We start from the raw sequence: 26372 nt of genomic DNA on the forward strand, positions 1-26372 counted from the left end.
ACAGCCAACTGAGCATTGCTAACTGCTCATTGGTAATCGATCATTGTATCACAGGGCCGTGCGCGGGTCGTCGTCGATGATGAGCTGTTCGCGGGCTTTGCGGCGGGCCTCCTCGCGGCGGCGCAGGCGCTTGCGGGCAAACAACTCGGTAAGGTTGTCGAACTGCTCGGTGTGCACCACCGAAAGGCCGGCCCGCTGCTGGTTGGCAAACTGGGCCTGGTCGCCGATGTCGCGCGGGGTGGTTTCGTAACGCAAACGCACCCTGAACTTGCCGTCGGCACGCAGGAAATACTCCAGCCCGATGTCGCCGATCAGCGAGTTTTGCGCGGGGTTCACGGAGGTTCCGCTGGTGTTGTTGGTGATGCCGCCCGAGCGCGTTACGCGCAAGCGGCCCTGCAGCAAGCTGTAGCTCAGGCGTACTTGCAGGTCGCGGAGCTCCTCGGCCGTTACGCCGTCGAGGTTGAAGTCGATTTCGAGGTTCTGGTCGATTTGCGAGGTGAGCAAGCCGAGCTGCGTCGACAGAATTTGCCCTAGGCTGTTTTGCACGGCGTTGTTGCCGGCAAACAAATCGGGCGTGCCAAACTGGCCGGGCGCCGAAAGCTGCCGGAACAGCAGCAGCGAAAACACCTGCCGGTTGAGCTCCTGCTCGTCGTTGCGGATGTTGGAGAGGAAGGAGGTGAGCTGTCCTTCGAGCGTGGTGGGCGCGTCGTTGAACTCGAGGCCCAGCTGAATGCGCGGCAGCAGCATGTCGCCGGTGAGGTGCATTACGGCCGTAACGCTCGCAAAAGCGCTGGTGCCCGTGGCATCGGCCCCGGCCAAAATGGGCGCCAACGAGGTGCGCTGGGTGTAGGCCGCGGTTACGTCCATCTGGCCTTCGAGGGGGCTGCCGTTCCAGGTGAGTGTGCCACCGGGGCGCACCTGAAATTCTTTGTTCACGAGGCCTTGCAGCGTGAAGTTGTAGGCGCCGCGCACCACTTCCAGCTGCCCGTACATGTTAAAATCGCCGCGCGTATCGATGTTCATGCGCAACTGCCCGCTGGCCGTGCCCCGGATTACGTCGCCGGTGGTTTCGTCCAGAATTACCTCCATGTATGCGTCGGGCGTCACGTCGAAAACGCAGTTCAGCAAAATGCCCGATAAATCAACGGCAGCGCTTTTGGGAGCGGCCTGCGCCTTGGTGGTATCGGCCGGCACGTTGCGGTTTACGAACTGAATGTAGTTGGCCTGCGTGGCGGTGGCGGCGTTATCGAGCGGCAGCGAGAGGCGGGTGCCGGCTTCGCTGCGGGCCCGCACGTTGATGACCAGATTATCGGTGGGGCCCGTTACGCTGGCCTCGCCCGTGGCGAAGGCCGTGCCGAAGTACAGCTCGTTTTGCCGGCGCGTGGTGTTGAGCACCTGCATGCGCCGGAAGTTGGCGCGCAACGCCAGGCGCATCTGCTCGAAGCCTTGGTGGTAAATGGTGCCGTCGAGGGTGCCGGTGTTGCCCAGCACGTCGCGCAGGCGAATGCTCCGGAACACCATGCGGTCCTCGAAAAAGCGAATGTTGTCCTCGAAGGTGTACGTGGTGTTCAGGTACGGAAACGTAAACACGCCTTGCCGCACGGCCACGTCGCCGCGCAGGGTGGGCGCCGAAAACGGCCCGACCAGCCGCAGGGTGCCGCGGCCGGTGCCGCCTAGGTTGGTCAGCACGCCCGCCAAAAAGGGCTCGGCCAGCTTCAGCGGGGCATCGTTGAGGGCGCCGGTAAGATTTAGCTGTTCCTGCGCGGCGCCCGGGGCAATGGTGCCCGCTACGCTCAGCACATTCAACTGGTCGCGCTCAACGGTGAGGTTCACACCTAGGCGCTTGTTGGGGTTGTCCCAGTTCGACATGCCCGACACGTTGCCGATCAGTACGTTATCGAAGTACAGCGAGTCGACGGTGAGGCGCGAGGCGGCCACCAGCTGCCCGAACACGCCGCGCACGTCGCCGGTAGCGTTTACGCGGCCACGCATGTTCTGGCGCGTAAGCGGCGAAAGGGTCGCTAGCTCCAGGTCTTGTATTTCGAGGTGCAGCGTGCGGGCCGGGTCGTCGGATACTTGGCCGGTGGCCAGGATGCGCTGCGGTCCGTTGGAAAGCGAAAAGTTCGGGACGGTTATTTCGTGGCCGGCACCGGCAATCAAAATGGCGTCGTCTTGGGCAATCGTCCACTCGCGCCCCAGCAGGTTTAGGCCCGATTTGCGGAAGACAATCTGCACGGCGTTCGGCAAAAAATCGAGGGCACCGTTGATGGTGGCCCGGTTGGTAGTGCCCGTTTGCGCCAACGACGACGAAAAGTTGATTTTGTCTTGGTCCCACACACCTTCGGCGTAAAACTGCTCGGTGCGGCCCAGCACGGGCATTTCTTGCCGGGCGCTGGTTACGCTGGCCTGGGCCAGCACATCGGGAGCATTGGGCACCTTCGAGGTTAGCAGGTCGAACTCCACGTTGTGGGCCCGCACGCTGTCGTACTGCACAAAACCCACCTTGCCACCTAGGGAAAGAATGGACGTGGCCCCGTTGCGGAACGAGCCCTCGATGCGCGCCGAGTCGCTGACGCTGAGCTGCGGCAGGAACACGTGAATCAGCGGGTTGGCCCGCTTCAGCAGCAAGTTCAGGTCGATAGCGTAGTCGGGCGTTACCTGTCGGCGCTTGCGGCGGTAGTAAGCAGCAGTGGCAGCAGCGTCGCCCTCGAAGTTGAGGCGATACTCCTGAATAAGCTGCCGCACATCGCGCATGGCCTGCGAAAACTGGTAGTTGCCGCGGGCCCGCAGCCGGAACGCATCGGAGCGCATGGCCAGCAGCCGTTCGCCGTCGCGGCGGTTGGCCAGCACATCCAGTGTGTCGAGGTGCACGGTGCGGCCGCGTAGGGTTAGGCGGGTATTGCGCAGGTGTATGCGCCCCAGCAGCTCATCGAGCGTGAGGCCCTGAAAGCGCACGTCGGCCTGGGTGCTCACCACCAGCGGCTCGCCGATGATACCTAGGGCCTGCAGGTTGGCGCGGCGCACGTCGGTTACCAAATCGAAAGCCTGCCGGCCGCGGCCCCAGTTGATGTTGCCTTCGCCCGTGAGCTGCAAGTTGGGGTCGTTGATGTTCACCTTGCCCTCGAACTCCTGGCGGGTAAGGCGGCCGTTGGTTACCACGATGTTCTGGTAGCGGTAGCCTTTCAGCCAAATGTGCGGTATGGTGGCGTTGGCTTGCAGGCGGGCCGCGTCGGGCGCAAAGCCCACGCCCTCCACGCGCCCGTTCACGGCCACGTCGCGAATCAACGACTCGTCGCCGAGCAGCTTGCCCAGCTGAAAGCCGGCCGTGCGCACGGTGCCTTCGTAGCTGGAGTTGCGCGGGTCGGTTTTGAACTTCAGGTTGACGTCGGCCGTGAGCTTGCCCAGGTTGGTTTGGAAGTCGCCGTTGGCTACAAAGTCATTGTAAAAACCTAGGAAATGCCCGTTCAGCTTAACCGTGCCTAGGCGCTGGAAGTAAGGATACACCGAGGCCGGCAGCACCGGCTGCAAATCGCGCGGGTTGAGCACGGTGCCGGGGCGCAGGCGCAGCTCGGCAAAGGTTTCCTTCCACTCGGGCAGCCCCTCGGCCGATACGTTGCCGATGATGTGCGTGCCGCCGTTGCTGTACTTTACATTCAGGTTCTTGGCCGCGAAGTTGCGCACGTAGCCTTTGGCCTCGCCCGATATCAGCACGTGCTCGTGCCACTTTTCGAGCTGGGGTGCAAACTGGGCAATGTCGTCGGAGTACACGCTGCTGGGCTGCAGCCGCGCCGTTACCTTTACCGAGTCGTTGAAATCGGTGAAGTTGAGGAAGTGCTTGTACTCGAACTTCACGTAGTCGCTCAGGCGGCTTTGGCCTACGCGCAACGTCAGCTTGTCGAACTCCCAAAACCGCGACGCATACGTCATGTCGGCCGTAAGCTCGCGTAGCCGCGTTTTCGACGGAATATCGGTAGCCCGCAAGCCGTCGATCTGGGTATGCAAGGTGTCGCCCCGAAACCAGATTTGCGACAGATCGGCGTAAATGCTGTCGACAAACATGTGGGCGTAATCCATTGAGCGGCCGTACTCGCGGGCCCTAGGTCGGTCTCGGCGGTCGAGCACAAAGCGGGCGTTGCGCAGGGCCACGCGCTCAACCTTAAAGTCGAAGGGCTTGGCGGTTTTGGTGGTGTCGGGGGCACCTAGCAGCCGCTTGAAAGCCGTCAGAAACTCATCGAGGTTGGTGCGGGCGTTGGGCGCGTTGGGGTAGGTTACCAAGGCAAACCGGGCCTCGGTAAGGGTAACTTTGCTCAGGTAGAGCTTGTTGGGCGAAAAGATGGAGAACGTGCTGACGTCGGCCTCCAGCTCGCCGATGTAAAACAGCTGGCCACCGCGGCGGTCGAGCACCTGCACGCGGTCGAGCACCACTTTGGTAAACGGCCGAATGGTTACCTGCCCAATGCTTACGGGCTGTTCGAGCTTGTCCGACAGGATTTGGGCTGCCCGTTGCGCCACCCGGGTTTGCACCGACGGCACCCGCAAGGCCAGCACCGCCGCGCCCAGCAACAGGCCCAGCACGAGCAATAGCCCGAGCAACACCTTCAGGATGGCCTTTATAACTTGCACGCGGTTGTTGGCGGTGTGGTAGAAAGCGGAGCCGCTGCGCGACTGCCCAGCAGCAAGACGTAAACGCTGCCCCAACGGATGCTTGTGTGCTCCGAACGGGCAGATAATCTGCAAAAAAAGCTAACTGCCCGCACATAAGCCGCGGATCATCCTATGGAACACCCAATTATTCTGGCCATTGAATCATCGTGCGACGATACAGGAGCAGCTGTAATGGCCGGGGGCAAAATCCTGGCCAACGTGGTTGCCTCGCAGCAAGTGCACGAATTATACGGCGGCGTGGTGCCCGAACTGGCCTCGCGCGCCCACCAGCAGCACATTTTGCCGGTGGTGCAGGCGGCGCTGCAAAAAGCCGGGGTGCAAAAGGAAGACCTCGACGCCATAGCCTTTACGCAAGGCCCGGGCTTGCTGGGCTCGTTGCTGGTGGGCGGCATGTTTGCCAAAAGTTTTGCCCTGGCCCTGGGCAAGCCGCTGCTGGCCGTAAACCACATGCGTGCGCACATTTTGGCGCATTTCATTGAGGAGCCGCGGCCCGAATTCCCATTTCTGTGCCTGACGGTAAGTGGCGGCCACACCCAGCTGGTGGTGGTGCGCAGCGCCCTGCACATGGAAATTGTTGGCCAAACCCAGGACGACGCCGCCGGCGAAGCCTTCGACAAAACGGCCAAGCTGCTGGGCCTGCCGTACCCCGGCGGACCTAGGCTCGACAAATTGGCTCAGCAGGGTAACCCGTTGCGCTTCCCGTTCCCGGTAAACCAAATGCCCGGCTACGATTTTTCGTTTTCGGGTGTGAAAACGGCCGTGATGTACTTTCTGCGCCAACAAACGCAGCAGAATCCCCAGTTCATCGAGGAAAACCTGCCCGACCTCTGCGCCAGCATCCAGCACACCATTCTGCAAACGCTGATGCGCCAGCTGCGCCGCGCCGCCGCCGACTTCAACCTTACCAACATTGCCATTGCCGGAGGCGTAGCGGCCAACTCGGGCCTGCGGGCCGAGCTGCAGCGCCTGGCCGAAGACCACGACTGGCGCGTGTTCATCCCGGCTTTTCAGTACTGCACCGATAACGCCGGCATGATTGCCATGGCCGCGCACTTTCAGTACCTAGCCGGCGACTTTGCCTCCCAATTGGCCAGCCCCGACCCTAGGTTGAAGCTGGCGTAAGAATTGGTTTTTCGTTTTTGGTTGTTGGTTTATGGCGTTTTGCCGTTCGTTTCTCCGCTTCGAAATACTGACAACCAACAACGAAAAACCAAATGCATAATCCCTACCACCCAGGCGACCAGAAAACCCACCACTACACCGTCGTACCCGCCGACTTCGCCAGCTTTGAGGCCGGCAACGGGCTGGTGCATCCCGTGCTGAGCACCTTTGCCCTAGGGCGCGAAATGGAGTGGGCGGGCCGGTTGTTCGTGCTCGAGATGCGCGAAGCAGGGGAGGAGGGCATTGGAACCATGCTGGAGGTGCAGCACCATGCGCCTGCTTTTGAGGGCGAAACCGTACGGGTTACTGCTACCTTTGCCGCCCTGCACGGCCGCGAACTTACTTGCACCGTAGAAGCGCGGGTGGGCGAGCGGCTGGTAGCCACGGGCCGCACCGGCCAGCGCATCGTCGATAAAGCCAAGCTCGAGGCCCGGTTTGCGGCCTTGCGCGCGGCCCACTAACACCACCGCGCCCGCACTATTTCCGTAAAGCAACGGCCGCTGCAGCCACTGCTCTATTCCGCCACATCAATCCATGGCAAAAGCCACCGACACCAAGCCGCGCTCCGTCAACATCCAAAACCGCCGGGCCGGGTACGAGTATTCGTTTCTGATCAAGTACACCGCCGGCATGGTGCTGGTAGGCACCGAAATCAAAAGCCTGCGCGAGGGCAACGCCAACATTACCGATGGTTACTGCACCTTCGGCGCCAACGGCACGCTGTGGCTGCACGGGGTAACCATTGCGCAATACACCCAAGGCACCTACAACAACCACGAGCCCACCCGCGCGCGGCAGCTGTTGCTCACTAAAAAAGAAATGCGCCAGCTCGAGGCCAAAAGCCAGGAGCAGGGCCTCACCATTATTCCGCTGCGCATGTTCATCGGCGAGCGGGGTTTTGCCAAGGTCGAAATTGCGTTGGCCAAAGGCAAAAAGCTGTTCGACAAACGCGAGGACATCAAAGCCCGCGACGTTAAGCGCGAAATGGACCGCAACCAGTATTAGTGCTGATGCCAAGTGCGAAGCAGAGAGCAGGGGCGAAAATTTACCCCCGGTGCCTCGGTTTCGCTCCACCTGACAAAGCTTTCCGTGCGTACCTTGCGGCCTGATTTACCTGTTATTACCCCCTTGGAACACGGAGTTTGCGCCCTGAGCGCGGTGCCGGTACGGGCCGAACCGGCTGACAAAGCCGAAATCGTAACCCAACTGGTTTTCGGCGACTGCTACAGCCTGGTGCAAACGCAGGGCAACTGGGTGCAGGTGCGCACCACCGCCGACGATTACCTAGGGTGGATGGACGTGAAACAGCACACGCCCGTGTCGGCGGAGTACCTGGCCGCCTGGAGCGCACAGGAGCACCCGCGCAGCCTCGATGTGGTGCAGGTAGTCAGCAATGCCACCACCCGCATTCCGATTACCCTAGGCGCCCGCCTGCCGTTTTTCGACGGCATGACTTTGCGTCTGGGCTCCGAAACGTACTTCTACAACGGCGCCGCCACCAACCCACTCAACGGCCACGGTCCGCTGGGCCCCACCGACAAACGCACGGCCCTGCTGCTGAAAGCTGGCCAGCTGTTTCTGAAAGCGCCGTACCTGTGGGGCGGCCGTACGCTTTTCGGCGTCGATTGCTCGGGCCTGATGCAGCAGCTGTTTGGGCTGATTGGCGTGCAGCTCCCGCGCGATGCCCGGCAGCAAATCGACCTAGGCGAGGTGGTGCACTTTGTGGACCAAACCCGCCCCGGCGACCTAGCCTTTTTCGACAACGCCGAGGGGCGCATCATCCACGTGGGCATGATGCTCGACGACCAGCAGATTTTGCACGCCAGCGGCGAGGTGCGCATCGACGTGCTCGACCACAACGGCATCTACAACAAGCAGCGCCAGAAGTACACCCACAAGCTGCGCCTTATTAAGCGCGTGCTGCCCGCCTAGGTGCCGCTCGGGCCCGGCAAAGTACAAGCACAATAGGCAAGCTCAACTTGAACCAACCCGCACCGGTGTTGGTTGCGTAAACGGCTGGAAAGCCCTAGCTTACGGCTAGTTCCGAACGCTTACGACCCCCGGTGTATGGACCAAAAAGTGCTCGTGTTGAATGGCGACTACTCCGCCATTACCCTCTGCAGCGTGCAGAAGGCATTTGTGTTGCTGTACCTCGAAAAAGCCGAGCTGATTGCCAACAAAGAGGGCGCGTTCTTGCGCACCGTCAGCATGGCTTATCCCAAACCGAGCATTATCCGCCTGCAGCGCTACGTGCGGGTGCCCTACAAAGGCATTGCCCTGAGCCGGCACAACGTGATGAAGCGCGACAACTTTGAGTGCCAGTACTGCGGCTCCACCAAAAACCTCACCCTCGACCACGTGCTGCCCCGTTCGCGCGGCGGCGACTCGAGTTGGGGCAACCTGCTGACCGCCTGCGCCCGCTGCAACCACGCCAAAGGCCACCGCACCCCCGAAGAAGCTGGCCTAACCGTTCGGCAAAAGCCCAAAAAGCCCACCTTGGCTGGTTTTCTGAAACTTAGTGCCGGCACCATCGACCACACTTGGCACGCCTACCTCAACTGAACCGGCGCAGCACCAGCTGCCCGGTTTTTTTATGCCCAGGGCCCTAGGTGCTCAAGGCCACCGCAATACCACAAGGGCCCGGCAGCTGCCAGCTGCCGGGCCCTTGTGCTTATTTGGGTTGAAGTTGCGGCTTAACGGTTGCCCTGCGGTTGCTGCGTTGCGCCGTGGCGGCTGTCGTCGCTTACGGGAGTGTTAGAGGCGCCCGTAAAATTCAGCAAGTCTTGCGTGAGGCGGTCTTTGCCATCGGCCGTGGCAAACAGGCCGTGCGGCTCGCCATCGTAGCGAACGTAGGTGGCTTGGGGCAGCAGCTTGGCCAGTTGATCGGAGCTGGATTCAATGGGCACTGTTTTGTCGCTGGTGCCGTGAATGATGAGCGTAGGCACCCGAATGGCCAGCACATCCTGGCGGAAGTCGGTTTCGGCCCAGGCGTGGGCGCAAGCTTCGGTGGCGTGCGGCGAGGCCTGCAGGCAAATCGTCTGCATCCAGTCGAGCATGGCCTGGCTAACGGGGTGGCTTACCACCCCCACGCCGTAAAATTGCTTGCCAAAGGTTTGCAAAAAATCGGGGCGGTCTTTGCGCAGGTTCTTCATGATGTCGTCGAACGTCGACTTATCCACGCCATCGGGGTTGTCGTCGGTTTTTAGCAGGTAGGGCAGCACGCTGGCTACCAGCACCACCTTGCTCACACGGGCGCCGCCGTAGCGGTTCATGTAGCGGGCTACTTCGCCTCCGCCCATCGAAAAGCCCACTAGCGTTACGTTTTGCAGGTTCAGGCCTTCCAGAATGGCGTTCAGGTCGCTGGCCAGCGTGTCGTAGTGATAGCCGTTCCAGGGTTTATCTGACTTGCCGAAGCCGCGGCGGTCGTAGGCAATTACGCGCTTTCCGTAGTGCGGCAAGGTATGGGCCTGGTGCTCCCACATTTGGTGGTCGGCAGGCCAGCCATGAATCAGCACCACCGGGTCGCCTTGGCCCCAGTCTTGGTAAAAGATATTAACGGGGTTGCCTTGGGCATCTTGCCCAACTTTAAGGTAGCTCATACGCGGTGTGGTTGTGGGTTGTGTTCAATGCTGAATTTATTCAGTACTGCCGCAACCCGCCCGGCGTTGGCTCGCCTGCGCACAGCACGCACGCACTTTGCGCCACATTTGGCGGCCAGCACCCACGGCAGCCCGGCTAACCAGGCTTTTCGCCCGACAAACTTTTACCAGCCTTGCCTTATTAAATCGTTGTTGCCTCTCCGGAACTGGCGCCGCGGTGGTAATCACACTAGCCCCTAGGTGCATACCCACGCGTGCTTGTTTGGCAGCCTCAGGCAACCGGACTTAACTTCTTAATGCGCTAAAGCAAGCCCTTTGCGAGAGCGTGCCCCCTCGGGCGAGGCGCTACCCAAGTGCTTAATTCTTATCCTTATCAGGGAACGAGCGGCATCGTAGGCGCGTATAAAAGGCCTGCCACCCGCGCGCCATCCAAAACTGACAAATGTCATTTGTTGGCTTTGGCCCGTCGATGTGCGCAGCAGTCATTACCGCGTACCTTCGCGGCCCCATAGTTTTTCCCCGATTGCATGTCAGTACCCAAGTTTGCCGCCGTTCGGCAAAAAGAGTCGTTTCACAATGAGCTGAAGCGGCGCGTCAACGCCTATTTCGAAGAATCGGGCAAAGCCACCACCGGCAATGCCACCTTGTTCACGAAGGCCGCCCTGCTTACCGGTGCGCTGCTGTTTCTCTACATCCACCTGGTGTTCTTCACGCCTTCCACGGGTTTGGCCATTCTGGAGTGTATCCTGATGGGTGGGGTAGGAGCCGCTATCGGCTTCAACATCATGCACGACGGCGCCCACGGCTCCTTTTCGAAGCACGGCTGGCTAAACCAAGCCGCCGCGTTTACCCTGAACGTGTTCGGCGGCAACTCCTTCATGTGGAACATGAAGCACAACCTCATCCACCACATGTACACCAACATCGATGGCGTAGACGACGACATCGATGCCCAGCCCTGGTTGCGCCTGAGCGAAACCCAGCCGCGCCGCGCCCTGCACCGCTACCAGCACTACTACTTCTGGTTTTTGTACGCGCTGTTTTACCTGGCCTGGGTCGTGATGATGGACTACCAAAAATACTTCAAAGGCTCTATCGGCTCGGTTCCGCTGAAGAAGATGGAAACCAAAGATCAGCTGGTGTTCTGGGGCTTTAAGGCGCTGTACCTCGTGCTGTTCGTGGGCATTCCCATCTACGTCGTGGGCTTCGTGTCGTGGGTTATCGGCTTTCTGATCTTCGCCGCCGTGGCCGGTTTCTCGCTGAGCCTGGTGTTCCAGCTGGCCCACACCGTAGAGCCCGCCACCTTCCCTGTACCCGACGCGCAGACCTACAAAATGGAAGACGAGTGGGCCGTGCATCAGCTCAAAACCACCGCCAACTTCGCCACTAACAACAAGGTGGTAACCTGGCTCCTAGGTGGCCTGAACTTCCAAGTAGAGCATCACCTGTTTCCCAAGATTTCGCACGTTCACTACCCGGCCATCAGCAAGATCATCAAGCAGGCCTGCGAGGAGTTCAACGTGACCTACAACGAATTCCCCCGCATGCGCTCGGCCGTGCTGTCGCACGTGCTGTTTTTGCGGCAGATGGGACGGGCGTAGTAATTGTCGCTGACCTTTATTAGCAACGGCCTGCTTCCCTTGAAGCAGGCCGTTGCTATTTTTCAGGTTATGCAAGTGGCCTAGGGCTTCAGATGCTAAGCCAATAGTTCAGGTATATGTACCTATGCGACGGAAAAAACAGCAATCAACCTTAATCAGAGCCTTAATTTATATATGGGTACATCGAATTGACCTCACCTTACTGTTAATGTTTCCCTTATTATTTATAGCCATTGAAGCAGTCAAACGGCAGTGGCGGAACAATCTATTGCATAATGGGAAAGAAGCATACGGGGTTATTACAAGTGTGAACAGTAAGAATACTCGCGTTAGCTATAAGGTAAGCGGCACAAAAGTCGATGCAGTGGTATCAACCCATTCTAGTGATGAGTTGAAAGCCGGAGACACGTGTAAACTCAAGTATAATCCTCACGACCTCCAAGAGGTAATTCTGGTTGTAAAATGAGGGCAATCAATACTTAATTGAATAGTAGCGTAAACTTCGTAGCAGTCAGCTACATCTATTTTACTGACTTAAAATCAGTATCTTTGCGGCCCTGCCAGGGTGGCGGGACAGGGCTTTAGCTCTGGAAATCAATACAAACGCGTTCCGGAGGCGGGCCCTGCGCCGGACGTGTACACGAGGGCCAACTGCAATATCATGGCAGAAATGGTAGACAACTTCGACTGGGACAACGTCGGAGCCAACAGCTTCGGCGGCAACTACTCGCAAGAGGAGCGCGCCCGTCTCGAAGAAATGTACGCCGGTACGCTCACCACCGTTGAGGAGGAGCAAGTAGTAAAAGGCACGGTAGTTTCGGTCGGCGACCGTGACGTAATCGTGAACATCGGTTTCAAATCGGACGGTCTGGTTCCGCGCTCGGAATTCCGCGACCTGACCGACCTGAAAGCCGGTGACGAGGTTGAAGTATTCATCGAAGACCAGGAAGATGCCAACGGCCAGCTGATCCTTTCGCGTAAGAAGGCGAAGATCAAGCAGGCTTGGAAGGCCATCTACGACGCGCTCGAAAACGACACCATCCTGGAAGGTGTAGTTAAGCGTCGTACCAAGGGCGGTCTGATCATGGAGCTGGACGGCGTAGAAGCCTTCTTGCCCGGCTCGCAGATCGACGTGAAGCCCATCCGCGACTTCGACATCTATGTTGGTCGTCGCATGGAGGTGAAAGTGGTGAAAATCAACGCCGCTTTCGACAACGTGGTTGTTTCGCACAAAGTCCTCATCGAAAAGGACCTGGAGAAGCAGCGCGAAGCCATCCTCAACAACCTGGAGAAAGGCCAGATCCTCGAGGGCGTTATCAAGAACATGACCAACTTCGGTGTGTTCATCGACCTCGGCGGCGTAGACGGCCTGCTGCACATCACCGACATCTCGTGGGGCCGCATCGCTCACCCGAGCGAGGTATTGCAGCTCGACCAGAAGCTGAACGTAGTAGTTCTGGACTTCGACGAAGCCAAGAAGCGTATTTCGCTTGGCCTGAAGCAGCTGACCCCGCACCCGTGGGATTCGTTGCCGCAAGACCTGCAGCCCGGCTCGCGCGTACAAGGCCGCATTGTGAACGTAGCCGACTACGGTGCGTTCATGGAGATTGTGCCTGGCGTTGAAGGCCTGATCCACGTTTCGGAAATGTCGTGGAGCCAGCACCTGCGCAACCCGCAGGACTTCATCAAGCAGGGCGACGTAGTAGAGGCTCAGATCCTGACCCTCGACCGCGACGAGCGCAAGATGAGCCTCGGCATCAAGCAACTGACCGAAGATCCGTGGACCCGCGCCGATTTCGGTGGCAAGTACGCTGTAGGTTCGAAGCACAACGGCCTGGTGCGTAACCTCACCAACTTCGGCCTGTTCGTAGAACTGGAAGAAGGTGTTGACGGCCTCGTGCACGTTTCGGACCTGTCGTGGACCAAGAAGGTGAAGCACCCCTCGGAAATGGTGAAGGTGGGCGACCGTCTGGACGTAGTAGTTCTCGAACTCGACGTGCAGAACCGCCGCCTGGCCCTGGGCCACAAGCAGCTGGAAGAAAACCCCTGGGACACCTTCCAGACGGTATTCACCCCCGGCTCGGTGCACAAGGCTACCATCACCGAGAAGTCGGACCGCGGCGCCGTGCTGGAGCTGCCCTACGGCATCGAAGGTTTTGCTTACCCCAAGTCGCTGGCCAAAGAAGATGGCTCGCAGCCTGAAGTAGGCGAGGCGCTGGACTTCCGCGTAGTTGAGTTCTCGAAAGACGACCGTCGCATCGTGCTGTCGCACTCTGCAACTTACGGTGCCGGCCAAGAGGAGGAAAACAACCGCGCTGCCAAGTTCCAGAAGAAGAAGCCTGCTGCTGGCGCTAACGCAGGTGGCAACACCGGCGAAGGCAAAGTTGCCGATCTGAAGAAAGCGGAGAAGTCGACCCTAGGTGACCTCGACGCCCTGAGCGCCCTGCGCGACCGGATGATGGGTAACGAGCGCGACGCCGAAAACAACGGCTAAGCTTCGCTGCTAACCACAGCTAAATGAGAAGCCCCCGGCCCACAAGGCCGGGGGTTTTTTAGTGATATTTTTTGGGCACGCTACCAATGTGTTAGCGCTTGATGGCGCAAATACTGCAGCTTAGGTTTTGCAAAAGCAGCGGAATAAACTATGTTTGCGGCCCCAAGTCTTATTAAGGTGACGTGACCGAGAGGCTAGGTAGAGGTCTGCAAAACCTCGTACAGCGGTTCGAATCCGCTCGTCACCTCAGCCAAAGCCGGCCCGAGCTTGTTAGCTCGGGCCGGCTTTTTTGCGTTGTGCTGTGCCTAGATACTTTTGTTGAGCCGGTTAAGCAGGCAGGCAGTGGCACGTATTAAAGCATAAAGCCCCGGTTCAGCGAACCGGGGCTTTTGGGCTAACCTAGCAGCCAACTGTTGTCGGCTGTCAATACCTACGAGGCTGGACGCGGGGTTGGATTGGGGCAAAAGGAAAAACTTACGACCCTAGATAACGGAAAAAGCCGCGGGCCAGTGGACCGCGGCTTTTCCCATATTCCAAACAAAAACGCCCTAGGGCGTTCTGCAGTGTAAACCAGCCGGCGGGCTGATAAGTGCCGGAAGCGAAGCAAGAAAATCGGATGCCCAGCAACCAGTAAGTGGCCGCTGCGAAGGCCAAAACCCAATGCAAGGAGTTGGCAGCAATGCCGCCTCCGTATTTGTACGCGGCAAAATGCGTATCGGGCGCTAGCCGGTGGGCAAAGAGGAGCCGTAGAATAAACGTGCAACCGGAGCGCAGGGTAGCAATGCGCGAAAATGCTTGAGCTTGAGGTAAGTGGCCAGGTGTTTCGCAAAACAAAGCACTGCAACCAACGCCGCAATAACGAGCGGAAAACGTAAAATAGCCTTTCCTAAGCTGCTGAAGCCACATCCCAAAGCCAAGCTCAGCCGTAGAAGCGCCCGACCCATATTCTCTCAACCTTCCCTCAGCTATGAAAATCGTCGACCTCCGCACCATGCGTGGGCCTAGCTACTGGTCCGTGAAGCACCCCAAGATCATCGTGCTGAAACTCGACCTAGAAGACCTGGCCGATACCTGGAGCAACGCCGTGCCGGGCCTCGATGCGCGCTTGCTGCGCTTGCTGCCCGACCTCGAGAAGCCCCGCAGCAACGACGCCCGCGAATCGGCGAAGCGCCCGCCGCTTACGTGCGAGCAAATTGCCGACGGCGAGCCGTGGGGGCACATTGTGCAGCACGTGGCGTTGGAGCTGCAGCGCATGGCAGGCATGCCCATGCGTTGGGGCAAATCGCACCCAGCCCACGAGGAAAACATGGAGATGGTGCTGTTTGAGTACCAGGAGGAGCGGGCGGGCCGCGTGGCGGCCGAGGCTGCCGTGGACCTGCTGAACGCCTTGGTGCGCAAAGAGAAATACGACGTGCGCGCCATCGTTGATGAGCTGCACGAAATTCGGGAGGAGGAGTACTTTGGGCCGAGCACCTACAGCATTGTTGCCGAAGCGGCCTCGCGCGGCATTCCGTACATCCAGCTGCGCGAAAGCAACATCATTCAGCTGGGGTACGGGGTAAACCAAAAGCGCATTTGGGCCACCACCAGCAGCTACACCTCGCACGCCGCCGTTGAAATTGCGGGCAATAAAAACCGCACAAAGGCCATGCTGGCCGAAGCCGGGGTGCCGGTGCCGCGCGGTACCACCGTGTACGATGCCGACGAGCTAAAGCAAGCCGTGGAGGATCTAGGCTACCCCATTGTAACGAAGCCGCTTGACGGCAACCACGGCAAGGGCGCTACCATCAACATCAAGAACTGGAAGGAGGCTTTGGCTGGCCTGAAGGCCGCACAGCAATACTCCGAAGCCGTAATTGTGGAGCAATTCATCGAGGGTTTCGACTTCCGGTTGCTGGTGATTAACGGCAAGCTGGTAGCCGCGGCCAAGCGTACGCCAGCCGCCGTTACCGGCGACGGGGTACACACCATTCAGGAGCTAATCGACGAAATCAACAAGGACCCGCGCCGCGGGGTGGGGCACGAGAAGGTGCTCACCAAAATCAAGATCGATAAGCACACCAACCAAATCCTGAAGGCCCGCGAATTGACGCCCAAATCGGTGCTGCCGGAAGGGGAGGTGCTGTACCTTAAGAGCACGGCCAACATCAGCACGGGCGGCACCGCCACCGACGTTACCGACCTCGTGGACCCGTACAACGTGCTGCTGGCCGAACGCGTGGCTGGCATCATCGGCCTCGACATTTGCGGCATCGATGTGCTGACCACCGACATTGCCATTCCGCTAAACGAAACCCGCGGGGCCGTAATCGAAGTGAATGCCGCGCCCGGTTTCCGCATGCACATCTCGCCGGCCGAAGGGTTGCCGCGCAACGTGGCCGCGCCTGTGGTGGACATGCTCTTCCCGCGCGGAGCCAACTCCCGCATTCCCATTTTCGCCGTTACGGGTACCAACGGCAAAACCACTACTACTTTGCTGCTCTCGCACTTAGTGGCCTCCAAGGGCTACAAAGTGGGGCACACCACCACCAGCGGCATTTACATACAAGGGCGGCAGCTGCAAAGCGGCGACTGTACCGGCTCGCAGAGCACCGAGTTTGTGCTGAAAGACCCCACCGTAAATTTTGCGGTGCTGGAGGTAGCCCGCGGCGGTATGCTGCGCTCGGGCCTCGGGTTTCAATACTGCGACGTGGCCGTGGTAACCAACGTAGCCGCCGACCACCTAGGCATGCGCGACATCCACACAGTGGAGGAAATGGCCGCCGTGAAGGGCGTGCTGCCGCGCACCGTGCGCAAAAGCGGCTGGGCCGTGCTCAACGCCGACAACGACTACACCTACGCCATGCGCCAGTGGGTCGATTGCAAAGTGGCCCTGTTTAGCATGGACGAGAACAGCCCGCGCATTCGTAGCCACGTGGAGGCCGGCGGGTTGGCCGCGGTGTACGAAGAAGGCTACATCACCATCTACAAGAACACCTACAAGCTGCGCATCGATCAGGCCGAGAACTTTCCCATCACCCTAGGTGGTCGGGCCAAGTTCAACATCGAGAATGCCTTGGCAGCATCCTTGGCGGCGTACTGCTACGGCTTCGAGAAGGACGACATCAAAACGGCGCTGCGCACGTTTGTGCCCTCGGCTACCAAAACGCCGGGCCGTATGAACGTCTTCCGCTTTCCCAACTTCGAGGTTATCGTCGATTACGCCCACAACACCCACGGCATCGAGAAATTCGGCGAGTTTTTGGCGGCCACGCCGGCCTCGCACCGCGTTGGCATCATTTCGGGCCTCGGCGACCGGCGCGAAGAAGACACCATCGATTACGCCCGAACGGCCGGCCGCATCTTCGACGAGGTGGTGCTGCGGCAGGACCGCGACCTGCGCGGCAAAACCGCCGAAGAGCTGGAGCGCCTCATGCGCTCGGGCCTGATTATGGACAAGCCCAATCTGCCCATCACGTACATCGAAGACGAGCTCGACGCCATTGAGTACGCCGTGCAAACCGCCCGCGAGGGTTCGGTTATTACCGTGTTCACCGAAAACATCAAGGGTGCCCTAGGGAAGCTGGAGGAGCTGCAGGAGCGGGTAGGCCAGCCGCAGCAGCAACCCGCCTAACGGCCCTAGGTGCCGCAACGCAAAACGCCCCGCCGGATGCTCCGGCGGGGCGTTTTGCGTTGCGGCTTAAGCCTTATTTCAGCGTGAAGGTGGTTTTGCCGATCAGGTAGCCGTCGGCGTACAGCTCCACGGTGTGGGGGCCGGTTTTGTACTCGTTGCCTTTGGCGTACACAAACTGCACGGGCTGGCGCGTGTTGTCGTACACGATTTCCTGCTTGGCGGTGTAGAAGGCTTCGTTGCCGTCGATCAGGAACGTGCCGCCGCCGGTGCTCAGGTTGTACAGCGCCGAGCCATCGGGCTCGAGCAGGCGCATCATGATTAGCTTGGTTTCCTTCGGGGCCACGTCGTTGCGCGACAGGTTGAAGGTAACCTTGATCTTCTCGACGCGCTTGGCTTTAAACTCGTTGTCTTCGTCTTGCGCTTCCTTGTTGCGGCGGTTTACCACGCCCACCCGAATGTTCTCGGCTTGCAGGCGCGAGGCAATGGCTACTTTTTCGCTCAGCTCCTGGTTGGAGCGGGCAATGGTGCCGAGGGTATCGGTAAGCTTGTTCTGACGCTCCTTCAGGGTTTGCGTCTCCGTGAACAGCATCTCGTTGTCCTTCTTCAGCTGGGCAATTTCATCGTCCTTCTGGCGCAGCTGGCGCTCAAAGTTTTGGGCGCGTTGCTGGTAGCGCTTTTGGTCGGCCAGCGAAAACGAGCCCGCCCGGAACGAGCGCAGCTTCAGCAAGTCGGCATTTACGCTGGCAATTTTGGCTTCGAGCGAGTCGTTGGCGAGGCCCATGCCTTGTAGCTCTTGGCTTTGACGCTCAAAATCGGCTTTCAGGGCTTCGTATTGCTTGATCTGTTCCTCCAGCTTGGTGTCCTTTACCTTGATATCGGCGGCGAGCTGCTCGTTCTGCTTGCTCTTCTGCTGATTCATGTAAAACAGGATACCGTTGATGCCTAGCAGCACGAGAAACAGCGCGACAATCAGCAGCACGCGATTATTGTTGCGGCGTTCGGGGGCTTGCTCTTGTTCCATAGGGGGGTGGAAAGTGAATGAAACCGCACCGGGATTAGCCCGGCCACAGCGTTACCTTTACGCCAAAAATACACGGATATTATAGCCGAGCAACTTTATTGCCCAGCTAGCCCATCGGTCATTGCATGTCAGCAACCACTTTCGACGCCGCTTATTGGAGTGCCCGCTACGCCGCCGGCCGCGACCAATGGGATGCGGGCACCGTTACGGAACCCCTGCGGGCGTACTTCGCCCAGCTGGGCCCCGCCGATGCCCGGCGTATTCTCATTCCGGGAGCGGGGCGGGCCTACGAGGCTGAGTACCTGCACCGTGCAGGTTTTTCGGAGGTGTACGTAGCCGATATTGCCCCCGAAGCCCTAGGTGCCTTGCAACAGCGCGTGCCCGATTTCCCAGCGGAGCACTTGCTGCTTCAGGATTTCTTTGCCCTGCGCGGGCCCTACGACCTTATCGTGGAGCAAACATTTTTCTGCGCCCTCGATCCGAAGCTGCGCCCCCGCTACGCAAAGCAATGCGCGCACCTGTTGCGGCCCGGTGGCAAGCTGGTGGGTTTGCTTTTCGAGGGGCAAGTGGGCCCCGGCAACGAACCGCCCTTTGGCGGCACGCGCAAGGAGTACCGCCGGTACTTCGAGCCGTACTTCGATTTCGTGCATTTCGACGCGGCTTATAACTCCATCAAGCCGCGGGCCGACCGTGAGCTGTTTATCTGCCTTCAGAAAAAAGCCGACGTTGTGGCCTAGGTGCCACAAGGTCATTTCACTACTTACATGCTCAATACCCTAACCGCTGCACTGCCCAACTTCGCGCACACCAACTCGGGCCAGTTTTTCCTCATGGCCGGCCCCTGCGTTATCGAAGGCGAAGAAATGGCCCTGCGCATTGCCGAACAGGTGCGCGCCATGTGCGACCGGCTGCAAATTCCGTTCATCTTTAAGGGCTCGTACCGCAAAGCCAACCGCTCGCGCCTCGATTCCTTCACCGGCATCGGCGACGAAACCGCCCTTAAGATCCTGCAGAAGGTAGGCCGCGAAATAGGCGTGCCCACCGTTACCGACATTCACGAGTCGGGCGAGGCGGCTATGGCGGCCGAGTACGTGGATATGCTGCAGATACCGGCTTTCCTGTGCCGCCAAACCGAGCTGCTGGTAGCTGCAGCTAACACGGGCAAGGTGGTCAACATCAAAAAAGGCCAGTTTCTGTCGGGTGAGTCGATGGGCTTTGCCGTGGACAAAGTGCGCCAATCGGGCAACCCACACGTTATTCTCACCGACCGCGGCAACTCCTTCGGCTACTCCGATCTGGTGGTGGATTACCGCAACATTCCGGCCATGCAAAGCTTTGGTGTGCCCGTGGTGATGGACGTAACGCACTCCTTGCAGGAGCCCAACCAAAGCAGCGGCGTAACCGGAGGGAAACCGCAGCTCATTCAAACCATTGCCAGCGCCGCCATTGCCGTTGGGGCCGATGGGCTGTTTATCGAAACGCACCCCACGCCCGCCACGGCCAAATCCGACGGGGCCAACATGCTGCAGCTCGATCGTTTGCAGACCCTGCTGGAGCGCCTAACGCGCATTCGCGAGGCGGTACGCTAAACGGTTTTTCTCTGTCATCCTGAGTCTAGCGAAGGGCCTTATTACGTGGGCCCGACCCCCCAACCCCCTCCCCAAAAGGAGAGGGGAGTAGATGCTATCAGACGTCAGCACCCCAGATGTCTCGCTTCGCTCGACATAATAACGCCCTAGGTCGCCAGACTTCCCCTCTCCCGGAGGGGAGGGGCCGCGCCCCGTGGGGGTCCCGTGGGGTCCCGAGAAGGTACCTACTTTGTAAGGATGACAGTAATATTGGGTCGAATCTTACACGCCCAAGCCGCGCGACGCTATGCGCAGGGTAAAATGCTGCTTGGGCGCATTGCGGCGGAAGAACACCAAACCAACAAAGAACAAGTCGATGGTCAGCGTCACTTCAGGGTGGGCTTTGATGGCTTCCCAGGCCCGGTCCATCTCGCCCGACCAATGAATGTCGTCGAACACGAACACCGATTCGTCGGTGCGGTGGGGGAGGCACTGCTCGAAGTAGCGCAGCGTGGGCTCGTAGCGGTGGTTGCCGTCGAAGAAGGCAAAGTCGATGGGCTGCTCCAACCGACCTAGGGCCTGCGGCAGCGTTTCGTCGAAGTTGCCCTCGATCAGCTCAACGTTGCCTAGGTGCAACTGGTCAAAGGTTTCGCGGGCAACGGCCGCCGTTTGCGGGCAGCCTTCGAAGCTAAATACGCGGGCCCGCGAACTGGCCGAAGCCAAGTAGGCCGCAGTCAGACCAAGGGACGTGCCCAACTCCAGAATGGTAGCGGGCTGCAGGTAATTTACCAACCGAAACAGCAGCTGCGCCAACCTAGGCGGTTTGGCCGCCGCGCGAGCAATGCTGCCCACGGCGCGCTCGGTGCCGGCGCCGGTGTGGGAGCCGGCACCAAAATCGGTGATGCGCAGGCGGCGCGTGTCCTCGCGCAGCGCGTGGCGGCGGGCCTCGATGGCCTGAAAAGGCCCGAACTCGCCGGTGTGGCAGACGACGTCGAGGTAAAGCGAAAAAACAAACGGGGAATGCAGCCCGTGTGCATTCCCCGATCGAAGCCAGTAGCGGATGTAGCGCAGTGCCTGGGGCAGTAGCGACAAAGCGGAGCGGGTTTAGTTGAGGCGGAACGGTACCACGAGCGTAAACTCGGGAATTTCGACCTCAAAGGTACGGCCGTCGGCCACACGCTCCATCAGGTAGGTGCCGCGCATCTTGCCGATGCCGGTTTTCAGGTTACAGCCCGATACGTACTGGTGCGCATCGCCGGGCTCGAGGGTGGGTTGCTGGCCCACCACGCCTTCGCCCTCTACCTCGCGTACCACGCCGTTGGCGTCGTAAATGTGCCAGTGGCGGCGTAGCAGCTTCACGGTGTATTCGCTGTGGTTGCGAATGTCGATTCTATAAGCAAAAACGAAATGTTCCTGGTTGGGGCTCGAATACTCGGACAGGTAGCTGGTCGATACGCTAACCGTCACGCCCTGAGTGGTTGTTGAGTTCATGGCAACGGGGCCGAAACGGCAATGGGTGAGGTTGGAAGGAGCTAACAGCAGCCTTTCGGATTTGGTTTACGTACGCAAGCCGGCTACGTTTGGCCCAAGTTGACGCATACGTTTACCCCTCAGAGGCATGACCGTAAAGATAGATGAAAGCTGGCGCAAGGTGTTGCAGCCCGAGTTTGAGAAGCCCTATTTTCAGGAGCTCATCCAATTTGTAAAGCAGGAGTACCAAACCCAAACGGTGTACCCCGCCGGCGGGCAAATTTTCCATGCTTTCGATGCCTGCCCCTTCGATCGGGTGAAGGTGGTAATCCTAGGTCAGGACCCGTACCACGGCAAAGGGCAGGCCCACGGGTTGGCCTTCTCGGTGCAATTTGGGGTACGCTCACCGCCTTCGCTCGTCAACGTGTTCAAGGAGCTGGAAAGCGACCTAGGCATGCCGCGCCCCGACAACGGCAACCTCGACCGGTGGGCGCAGCAAGGCGTGCTGCTGCTGAATGCCACGCTTACCGTGCGGGCCTCCACGCCCGGCTCGCACCAAAAAAAGGGCTGGGAGGAGTTTACCGATGCCGTTATCCGTATCATCTCCGAGCAGAAGGAGCACGTGGTGTTTGTTCTGTGGGGTGCCTACGCTCAGAAAAAGGCCGAGCTGATCGACAGCCGCAAGCACCTCGTGCTAAAAGCCGCGCACCCCTCGCCCTACGCCGCCGACAAAGGCTTTTTCGGCTCCAAACCCTTCAGCAAAACCAACGCCTACTTGCAGCAACAAGGCCTGGAGCCCATTCAGTGGTAAGGCCGTTCCAGCAGCTGTCATTGCGAGGACGAAGGACATTCCGCGCTTCGAGCGGCGTCAATTTTTCCTCTCGAGGCACAACTCCTCACCCAGCAGCAACCGAAAACGACCTAGGGCTGTAGCGCGGACTCTGTTCCGCGTTGGCCAGCACGAAATCGTGCGCGTGCTTTCGCCCATTGTCGATCGATCAAGACAAACGCGGGCTCAAGCCCACGCTACACGCACCGCATCCCTAGGTCAGGAATTACTATCTGGGGACGCGGACTACAACCGAAAATCGGTGTAGCCAAAGCCCGTGCTACAGCCCTAGGTCGTTTTCGCTTAGTGCTAAGGGTACGGCTCTGCCCAGCCCAGGACCGATTGCTTCACTTGGCTCGCAATGACAGCTCGGGAGCAGTGGCTTCAAAACACAACGGCCCAGTGAGCAACTCACCGGGCCGTTGTGTTTGATAAAATCCTGTGCGCCTAGTCGATGGTATTGAACAGGCGGCTCCAGCGGATTTTGCCACCTAGGCCCGCGTTCGGGTCAACCGACATCCAGATGAGCACGGCTTTGCCCACAATGTGGTCGGCGGGCACGAAGCCCCAGTAGCGCGAGTCGAGCGAGTCGTGGCGGTTGTCGCCCATCATGAAGTAGTAATCCTGCTTGAAGGTGTAGCTCGCCAAGGGCGTGCCGTTTTGCAGAATCTGTCCGTTGGCTACCGTAATGCCTTCGTTGTGCTCGTAGCGCTGAATGATCTTCTGGTAGATCGGAACGTTCTGTGCCGTAAGCTGTACGGTCTGGCCTTTTTTGGGTACCTGCAGCGGGCCGTAGTTGTCGCGGTTCCAGTTCACGAGCGGGGCCGGGGTGCTGTGCGGGTAGTCGGGGTTGTTCGGGAACACGTCGGCCTCCGCTTTGCCCGGCTCGGTGGCGTCGTTCACGATGCTGCGCACGTAGGGCTGCTTCTTGAAGAAAGCGGCCGTGGTGGCCGTCATGTCAACCATGTACACCGGCGTGTTGAAAGCCGGGTTGGGCTGCGGCGTGCCACCTTGGGCGTAGTAATCAACCACGCCTTGCTGCTGAAACGCGTTCTTGAGGTCGTCGTTGGGTTGCGGCACATCCACAAAGTAGCGGCGCTGCGACTGCGGCGGCGTGGGCTGCTGCTTGCCGTTGATGAAGACTTCCTGGTTTTTGATTTCGAGCACGTCGCCGGCTACGGCCACGCAACGCTTGATGTAGTTGGTGCGCAAATCGGCCGGGTGCTGGTCCTCGAAGGGCACGTTGAACACCACCACATCGCCGCGCTTCACCTCCGAAAAGCCCGGCAGGCGGTAGGAGGGCAGCTGAATCAGGTCGGAGTAGCTTTTGATGGAGGTGCCCCACAGCGTTTGGTGCGTAAGCGGCACTTGCAGCGGCGTTTGCGGGGTGCGCGGGCCGTAGTGCAACTTGCTCACAAACAAGTAGTCGCCCACCAGCAACGAGTGCTCCATGGAGGGCGTCGGGATGGTGTAAGCCTCGAACGTAGCCCAGCGGATAAGCGTAGCGGCCACCACCGCAAACAGGATGGCATCGCCCCACTCGCGCCAGAAACCTTTGGGTTTGGTTGGCTGCTCGGCCGGTTTTTTCTTCCAAAAAGTAACTGCCATGGAGAACAACAAAGCGGCAACGCCGCCTTTGGGTGTCGGTAGTGAAAAGATTTATGCGGCTGAATATCCGATTTTCCGCGTCGATTAGCGCTAACGCTGGCAAAAAGCTGGTATTGCAGCCAGAAGACAGATGCTTTTGCCGGATATAAAAAGAACGCGCCGAAACGCGTTCCATTTACTCGGGGCAAACCCTAGGTGCTTAGAGGCCTAGCAAGTCCTTCATGCCGAATACGCCCTTGTGGCCCGGCAACCACTCGGCGGCCAGCACGGCACCGTGTGCAAACCCTTCGCGCGAGTAGGCTTCGTGCTTCAGCTCCAGGCCATCCACGGGCGAGGTGTAGGTTACCACGTGGGTGCCTACGGTTTCGGCCAGGCGTTCCGATATGATGGCCAACTCCTCCGGGGCTTGGGCCGGGTCGTTGCGCCAGCGTTTCTTTTCGGGGTAGTGGCGCATAATGCCTTCGGCCACGGTAAGGGCGGTGCCGCTGGGCTGGTCGACCTTGTGCACGTGGTGAATTTCGCGCACTTGCACATCGTAGCCGCCAAATTGGTGCATTTTGGCCGCGATGTACTCGTTGAAGTGGAAAAACAGGTTTACGCCTACGCTGTAGTTGGAGGCGTAGAACAACGCGCCGCCCTTTTCCTGCGCCAAAGCGCGGGCTTCCGAGAAGTGGTGCAGCCAGCCCGTGGAGCCGCACACCACCGGCAAGCCTTGCTGCAGGCAAGCCTTTACGTTCTCGAAAGCCGCATCGGGGTGCGTAAACTCAATGGCTACATCGGCCTCGGCGGGGCCGAACTGGCTAAGCTGGGTTTCGGGGCGGGCCGGGTCGATGATGCCGACAACTTGGTGGCCGCGGCTTATGGCTTGGGCCTCAATGGCTTGGCCCATTTTGCCATAGCCAATCAAAAGAATCTTCATAGAAGAGCTAAAAGCGGCGCGGCACTGCCGGGCTGTGCCCGGGCCGCAGCGTAAAGGTAATGGCAACACCAGCCGCCGGCCCACTAGGAGTTGGCAAGGTGGTAGGCTGCCAGCGCAAGCTAAGGTCGTCGCTTACGTCGAAGTCGTGCAAGTGCGCATCAACCAGCGCATCCAGCATCTGCAGGGCGTAAGCGCCCGCAATGTAGGCAAAGAACACGTCGCGCTGCGTGCGGTAAAAGTTCAGGGCTTGCTGTTGGCTGGCATCAGTGCTGAATTTGCTTGAACGCTCGCCTGGATCGGGAAGCCCTGCGCGGCGCGCATTGTACCCGTCGCGAAACTCGCGGTAGCGGTCGAGGTAAAACAGCTCGCCGGCAATGGTGCCGCCTAGGGCGCCGTACACCAGCGGCAGCTTCCAATACTTGCGGTTGTACACCTGCCCCGCGCCGGGCAGTACCGCGGCCAGTATCACGGCCTTGGTCGGGCGGCTCACCCGAATACCTAGGAGCCGTTCGCGGCGGCGCAGCGAGTCGGGCACCGTGGGGCCAGCGGCCACCCGTGCCGAGTCGGAGCCGGCGGTAACCGTTTGGGCCTGTGCCGGTGCGGAAAGACAAAGCAGCCCCACTGCCATGAGCAATGGGGCCACCAGTAGGCGTATAGCGAATGGGTTGCTCATAGTGCCACCCTCAACGTGGTTAGGCCGGTTGCAGTATGCTGATGATGCGGTGCATGTCTTCGGCCGAATCGAAGCTGATGCGGATTTCGCCCCGGCCCTGCGCTGTGGGTTTTACTTGTACGCGCGAACCAAAGCGGTCGGACAAGTAACGCTCGGCACGTTTTACCTCGGCCGGCGGCACGGGTAGGGCATCCTCGGCCGGTTGGGGCTGGTTGGGCTTGGCAGCCACGGGTACCCCTTGGCGTACCAGTTGCTCGATGCGGCGCACCGACAGCTCTTCGGCCACAATGCGGTTGAACAGGTTGAGCTGGTGCTGCGCATCCTCCACGCTTAGCAGCGCGCGGGCATGGCCCATGCTGATGACGTTGTCGCGCAGGCCGATTTGAATATCGGGCGGCAGCTTGAGCAGGCGCAGGTAGTTGGTTACGGTCGAGCGGTTTTTGCCCACCCGGTCGCCTAGTTCTTCCTGTTTTAGGTTGCACTCGCTCACCAGGCGCTGGTAGCTCAACGCAATTTCGATGGCGTTGAGGTTTTCGCGCTGGATGTTCTCGATCAGGGCCATTTCCAGCATTTGCTGGTCGTCGGCCTTGCGGATGTACGCCGGAATAGTCTCCAGACCCGCTAGGCGCGAGGCCTGCAAACGACGCTCACCCGAAATCAGCTGGTAAGCGGCGGGGCCGGTTTGGCGCACCGTGATGGGTTGGATAATGCCCTGTACCCGAATGCTTTCGGCCAGCTCTTGCAGCGCTTCCTGATCGAAGTGCGTGCGGGGCTGGTAGGGGTTAGCTTCGATCTGATCGGTTGGGATCAGCCCTACGGAGTTGACGGGGTGGGGCACCAAGCTGCTCACCCGCTCGCTTTTCTTTTCGTAGCTACCCTCGATGAGGGCATTCAACCCGCGGCCCAGGCCACCCACGCGGCGCTTGGCCAGCGGCGTTTGGGCGGTTTTCTCTTCGTGCTTCTCTGACATACTCACTCTGAGGCCCTAGGGCCAGACGGCGGCCGAAGGGAAATCAAAAATAGCACAAAGCCCACGGAAGAAATCCACAATTTTTGTGGAACGTTGGTGGATAAAGTATATATGTTGTTGATGATCAATATTATATGCGTGGAACAATTCTTTGTTATGGTTCCAATACATGACTGTTTAT

Annotated in this window: 20 protein-coding genes and 1 tRNA gene; 12 read left to right on the forward strand and 9 right to left on the reverse strand. The window is 59.5% G+C overall.

The window, feature by feature from the left end:
• Positions 1–48: 48 nt before the first annotated feature.
• The gene (locus tag D3Y59_RS00530) at positions 49–4623 is read right to left on the reverse strand and encodes a translocation/assembly module TamB domain-containing protein (protein ID WP_162910434.1); all 4575 of its coding nucleotides are present in this window, start codon (positions 4621–4623) and stop codon (positions 49–51) included.
• A gap of 153 nt (positions 4624–4776) precedes the next feature.
• Here D3Y59_RS00530 and tsaD point away from each other — a divergent pair, with 153 nt between their 5' ends.
• The 5 genes from tsaD (at position 4777) to D3Y59_RS00555 (ending at position 8388) form a co-directional block, all read left to right on the forward strand.
• Positions 4777–5787: a tRNA (adenosine(37)-N6)-threonylcarbamoyltransferase complex transferase subunit TsaD gene (tsaD, locus tag D3Y59_RS00535; RefSeq protein WP_119443260.1), complete on the forward strand. Its 1011-nt coding sequence runs from the start codon at positions 4777–4779 to the stop codon at positions 5785–5787.
• 92 nt (positions 5788–5879) lie between these two features.
• Entirely contained in the window at positions 5880–6287 is a 408-nt protein-coding gene (locus D3Y59_RS00540) for a thioesterase family protein (protein ID WP_119443261.1), read from the forward strand.
• 73 nt (positions 6288–6360) lie between these two features.
• Positions 6361–6831: an SsrA-binding protein SmpB gene (gene smpB / locus D3Y59_RS00545; RefSeq protein WP_119443262.1), complete on the forward strand. Its 471-nt coding sequence runs from the start codon at positions 6361–6363 to the stop codon at positions 6829–6831.
• Between the two features lie 123 nt (positions 6832–6954).
• Positions 6955–7758, forward strand: coding sequence for a C40 family peptidase (locus tag D3Y59_RS00550; protein ID WP_240410442.1), 804 nt, complete (start codon positions 6955–6957; stop codon positions 7756–7758).
• A 135-nt stretch (positions 7759–7893) separates the two neighbouring features.
• The gene (locus tag D3Y59_RS00555) at positions 7894–8388 is read left to right on the forward strand and encodes an HNH endonuclease (protein WP_119443264.1); all 495 of its coding nucleotides are present in this window, start codon (positions 7894–7896) and stop codon (positions 8386–8388) included.
• A 131-nt stretch (positions 8389–8519) separates the two neighbouring features.
• Here D3Y59_RS00555 and D3Y59_RS00560 read toward each other — a convergent pair whose 3' ends face one another.
• On the reverse strand, positions 8520–9425 hold the full coding sequence (locus tag D3Y59_RS00560) for an alpha/beta fold hydrolase (protein ID WP_119443265.1): 906 nt from the start codon (positions 9423–9425) through the stop codon (positions 8520–8522).
• A 527-nt stretch (positions 9426–9952) separates the two neighbouring features.
• Between D3Y59_RS00560 and D3Y59_RS00565 the strand changes: the two genes are divergently transcribed.
• From D3Y59_RS00565 to cphA, 4 genes are all read left to right on the forward strand, one after another.
• Positions 9953–11026: a fatty acid desaturase family protein gene (locus D3Y59_RS00565; RefSeq protein WP_119443266.1), complete on the forward strand. Its 1074-nt coding sequence runs from the start codon at positions 9953–9955 to the stop codon at positions 11024–11026.
• Positions 11027–11687: 661 nt separating this feature from the next.
• Entirely contained in the window at positions 11688–13520 is a 1833-nt protein-coding gene (gene rpsA / locus D3Y59_RS00570; RefSeq protein ID WP_119443267.1) for a 30S ribosomal protein S1, read from the forward strand.
• Positions 13521–13696: 176 nt separating this feature from the next.
• A tRNA-Cys gene (locus D3Y59_RS00575) sits at positions 13697–13767 on the forward strand.
• A gap of 720 nt (positions 13768–14487) precedes the next feature.
• Entirely contained in the window at positions 14488–17133 is a 2646-nt protein-coding gene (gene cphA / locus D3Y59_RS00585) for a cyanophycin synthetase (protein WP_119443269.1), read from the forward strand.
• A 73-nt stretch (positions 17134–17206) separates the two neighbouring features.
• Here the strand turns inward: cphA and D3Y59_RS00590 are convergent, their stop codons facing one another.
• Positions 17207–18154, reverse strand: a complete 948-nt coding sequence (locus D3Y59_RS00590; RefSeq protein ID WP_119443270.1) for a hypothetical protein — start codon at positions 18152–18154, stop codon at positions 17207–17209.
• Between the two features lie 125 nt (positions 18155–18279).
• Here D3Y59_RS00590 and D3Y59_RS00595 point away from each other — a divergent pair, with 125 nt between their 5' ends.
• Together D3Y59_RS00595 and kdsA are read left to right on the forward strand one after the other, a co-directional pair.
• The gene (locus D3Y59_RS00595; RefSeq protein ID WP_119443271.1) at positions 18280–18891 is read left to right on the forward strand and encodes a methyltransferase; all 612 of its coding nucleotides are present in this window, start codon (positions 18280–18282) and stop codon (positions 18889–18891) included.
• A gap of 27 nt (positions 18892–18918) precedes the next feature.
• Positions 18919–19743, forward strand: a complete 825-nt coding sequence (gene kdsA / locus D3Y59_RS00600) for a 3-deoxy-8-phosphooctulonate synthase (RefSeq protein WP_119443272.1) — start codon at positions 18919–18921, stop codon at positions 19741–19743.
• A gap of 261 nt (positions 19744–20004) precedes the next feature.
• Here the strand turns inward: kdsA and D3Y59_RS00605 are convergent, their stop codons facing one another.
• The gene (locus D3Y59_RS00605; RefSeq protein ID WP_119443273.1) at positions 20005–20814 is read right to left on the reverse strand and encodes an O-methyltransferase; all 810 of its coding nucleotides are present in this window, start codon (positions 20812–20814) and stop codon (positions 20005–20007) included.
• A gap of 12 nt (positions 20815–20826) precedes the next feature.
• Complete coding sequence (apaG, locus tag D3Y59_RS00610; RefSeq protein ID WP_059072616.1) at positions 20827–21213, reverse strand: Co2+/Mg2+ efflux protein ApaG; 387 nt, start codon at positions 21211–21213, stop codon at positions 20827–20829.
• A gap of 127 nt (positions 21214–21340) precedes the next feature.
• On the opposite strand from apaG, the gene D3Y59_RS00615 reads away from it, so the two are divergent.
• A complete protein-coding gene (locus D3Y59_RS00615) occupies positions 21341–22003 on the forward strand; it encodes a uracil-DNA glycosylase (RefSeq protein WP_119443274.1) in 663 nt (220 codons plus the stop codon).
• 465 nt (positions 22004–22468) lie between these two features.
• Here the strand turns inward: D3Y59_RS00615 and lepB are convergent, their stop codons facing one another.
• From lepB to D3Y59_RS00635, 4 genes are all read right to left on the reverse strand, one after another.
• Complete coding sequence (lepB, locus tag D3Y59_RS00620; RefSeq protein ID WP_119443275.1) at positions 22469–23629, reverse strand: signal peptidase I; 1161 nt, start codon at positions 23627–23629, stop codon at positions 22469–22471.
• A gap of 199 nt (positions 23630–23828) precedes the next feature.
• Positions 23829–24548: a 4-hydroxy-tetrahydrodipicolinate reductase gene (gene dapB / locus D3Y59_RS00625; RefSeq protein WP_119443276.1), complete on the reverse strand. Its 720-nt coding sequence runs from the start codon at positions 24546–24548 to the stop codon at positions 23829–23831.
• 7 nt (positions 24549–24555) lie between these two features.
• Positions 24556–25191, reverse strand: coding sequence for a DUF5683 domain-containing protein (locus D3Y59_RS00630; protein WP_162910435.1), 636 nt, complete (start codon positions 25189–25191; stop codon positions 24556–24558).
• Positions 25192–25240: 49 nt separating this feature from the next.
• The gene (locus tag D3Y59_RS00635; RefSeq protein ID WP_119443278.1) at positions 25241–26191 is read right to left on the reverse strand and encodes a ParB/RepB/Spo0J family partition protein; all 951 of its coding nucleotides are present in this window, start codon (positions 26189–26191) and stop codon (positions 25241–25243) included.
• Between the last annotated feature and the right edge of the window lie 181 nt (positions 26192–26372).

Source organism: Hymenobacter oligotrophus, from assembly GCF_003574965.1.
GTDB classification, from domain to species: domain Bacteria; phylum Bacteroidota; class Bacteroidia; order Cytophagales; family Hymenobacteraceae; genus Solirubrum; species Solirubrum oligotrophum.

Bases quoted from the DNA above. Each gene is read 5' to 3' on its own strand.
- tsaD (WP_119443260.1), top strand. From the start codon at position 4,777: ATGGAACACCCAATTATTCTGGCCATTGAATCATCGTGCGACGATACA.
- D3Y59_RS00540 (WP_119443261.1), top strand. From the start codon at position 5,880: ATGCATAATCCCTACCACCCAGGCGACCAGAAAACCCACCACTACACC.
- smpB (WP_119443262.1), top strand. From the start codon at position 6,361: ATGGCAAAAGCCACCGACACCAAGCCGCGCTCCGTCAACATCCAAAAC.
- D3Y59_RS00555 (WP_119443264.1), top strand. From the start codon at position 7,894: ATGGACCAAAAAGTGCTCGTGTTGAATGGCGACTACTCCGCCATTACC.
- D3Y59_RS00560 (WP_119443265.1), bottom strand. From the start codon at position 9,425: ATGAGCTACCTTAAAGTTGGGCAAGATGCCCAAGGCAACCCCGTTAAT.
- D3Y59_RS00565 (WP_119443266.1), top strand. From the start codon at position 9,953: ATGTCAGTACCCAAGTTTGCCGCCGTTCGGCAAAAAGAGTCGTTTCAC.
- rpsA (WP_119443267.1), top strand. From the start codon at position 11,688: ATGGCAGAAATGGTAGACAACTTCGACTGGGACAACGTCGGAGCCAAC.
- cphA (WP_119443269.1), top strand. From the start codon at position 14,488: ATGAAAATCGTCGACCTCCGCACCATGCGTGGGCCTAGCTACTGGTCC.
- D3Y59_RS00590 (WP_119443270.1), bottom strand. From the start codon at position 18,154: ATGGAACAAGAGCAAGCCCCCGAACGCCGCAACAATAATCGCGTGCTG.
- D3Y59_RS00595 (WP_119443271.1), top strand. From the start codon at position 18,280: ATGTCAGCAACCACTTTCGACGCCGCTTATTGGAGTGCCCGCTACGCC.
- kdsA (WP_119443272.1), top strand. From the start codon at position 18,919: ATGCTCAATACCCTAACCGCTGCACTGCCCAACTTCGCGCACACCAAC.
- apaG (WP_059072616.1), bottom strand. From the start codon at position 21,213: ATGAACTCAACAACCACTCAGGGCGTGACGGTTAGCGTATCGACCAGC.
- D3Y59_RS00615 (WP_119443274.1), top strand. From the start codon at position 21,341: ATGACCGTAAAGATAGATGAAAGCTGGCGCAAGGTGTTGCAGCCCGAG.
- lepB (WP_119443275.1), bottom strand. From the start codon at position 23,629: ATGGCAGTTACTTTTTGGAAGAAAAAACCGGCCGAGCAGCCAACCAAA.
- dapB (WP_119443276.1), bottom strand. From the start codon at position 24,548: ATGAAGATTCTTTTGATTGGCTATGGCAAAATGGGCCAAGCCATTGAG.
- D3Y59_RS00635 (WP_119443278.1), bottom strand. From the start codon at position 26,191: ATGTCAGAGAAGCACGAAGAGAAAACCGCCCAAACGCCGCTGGCCAAG.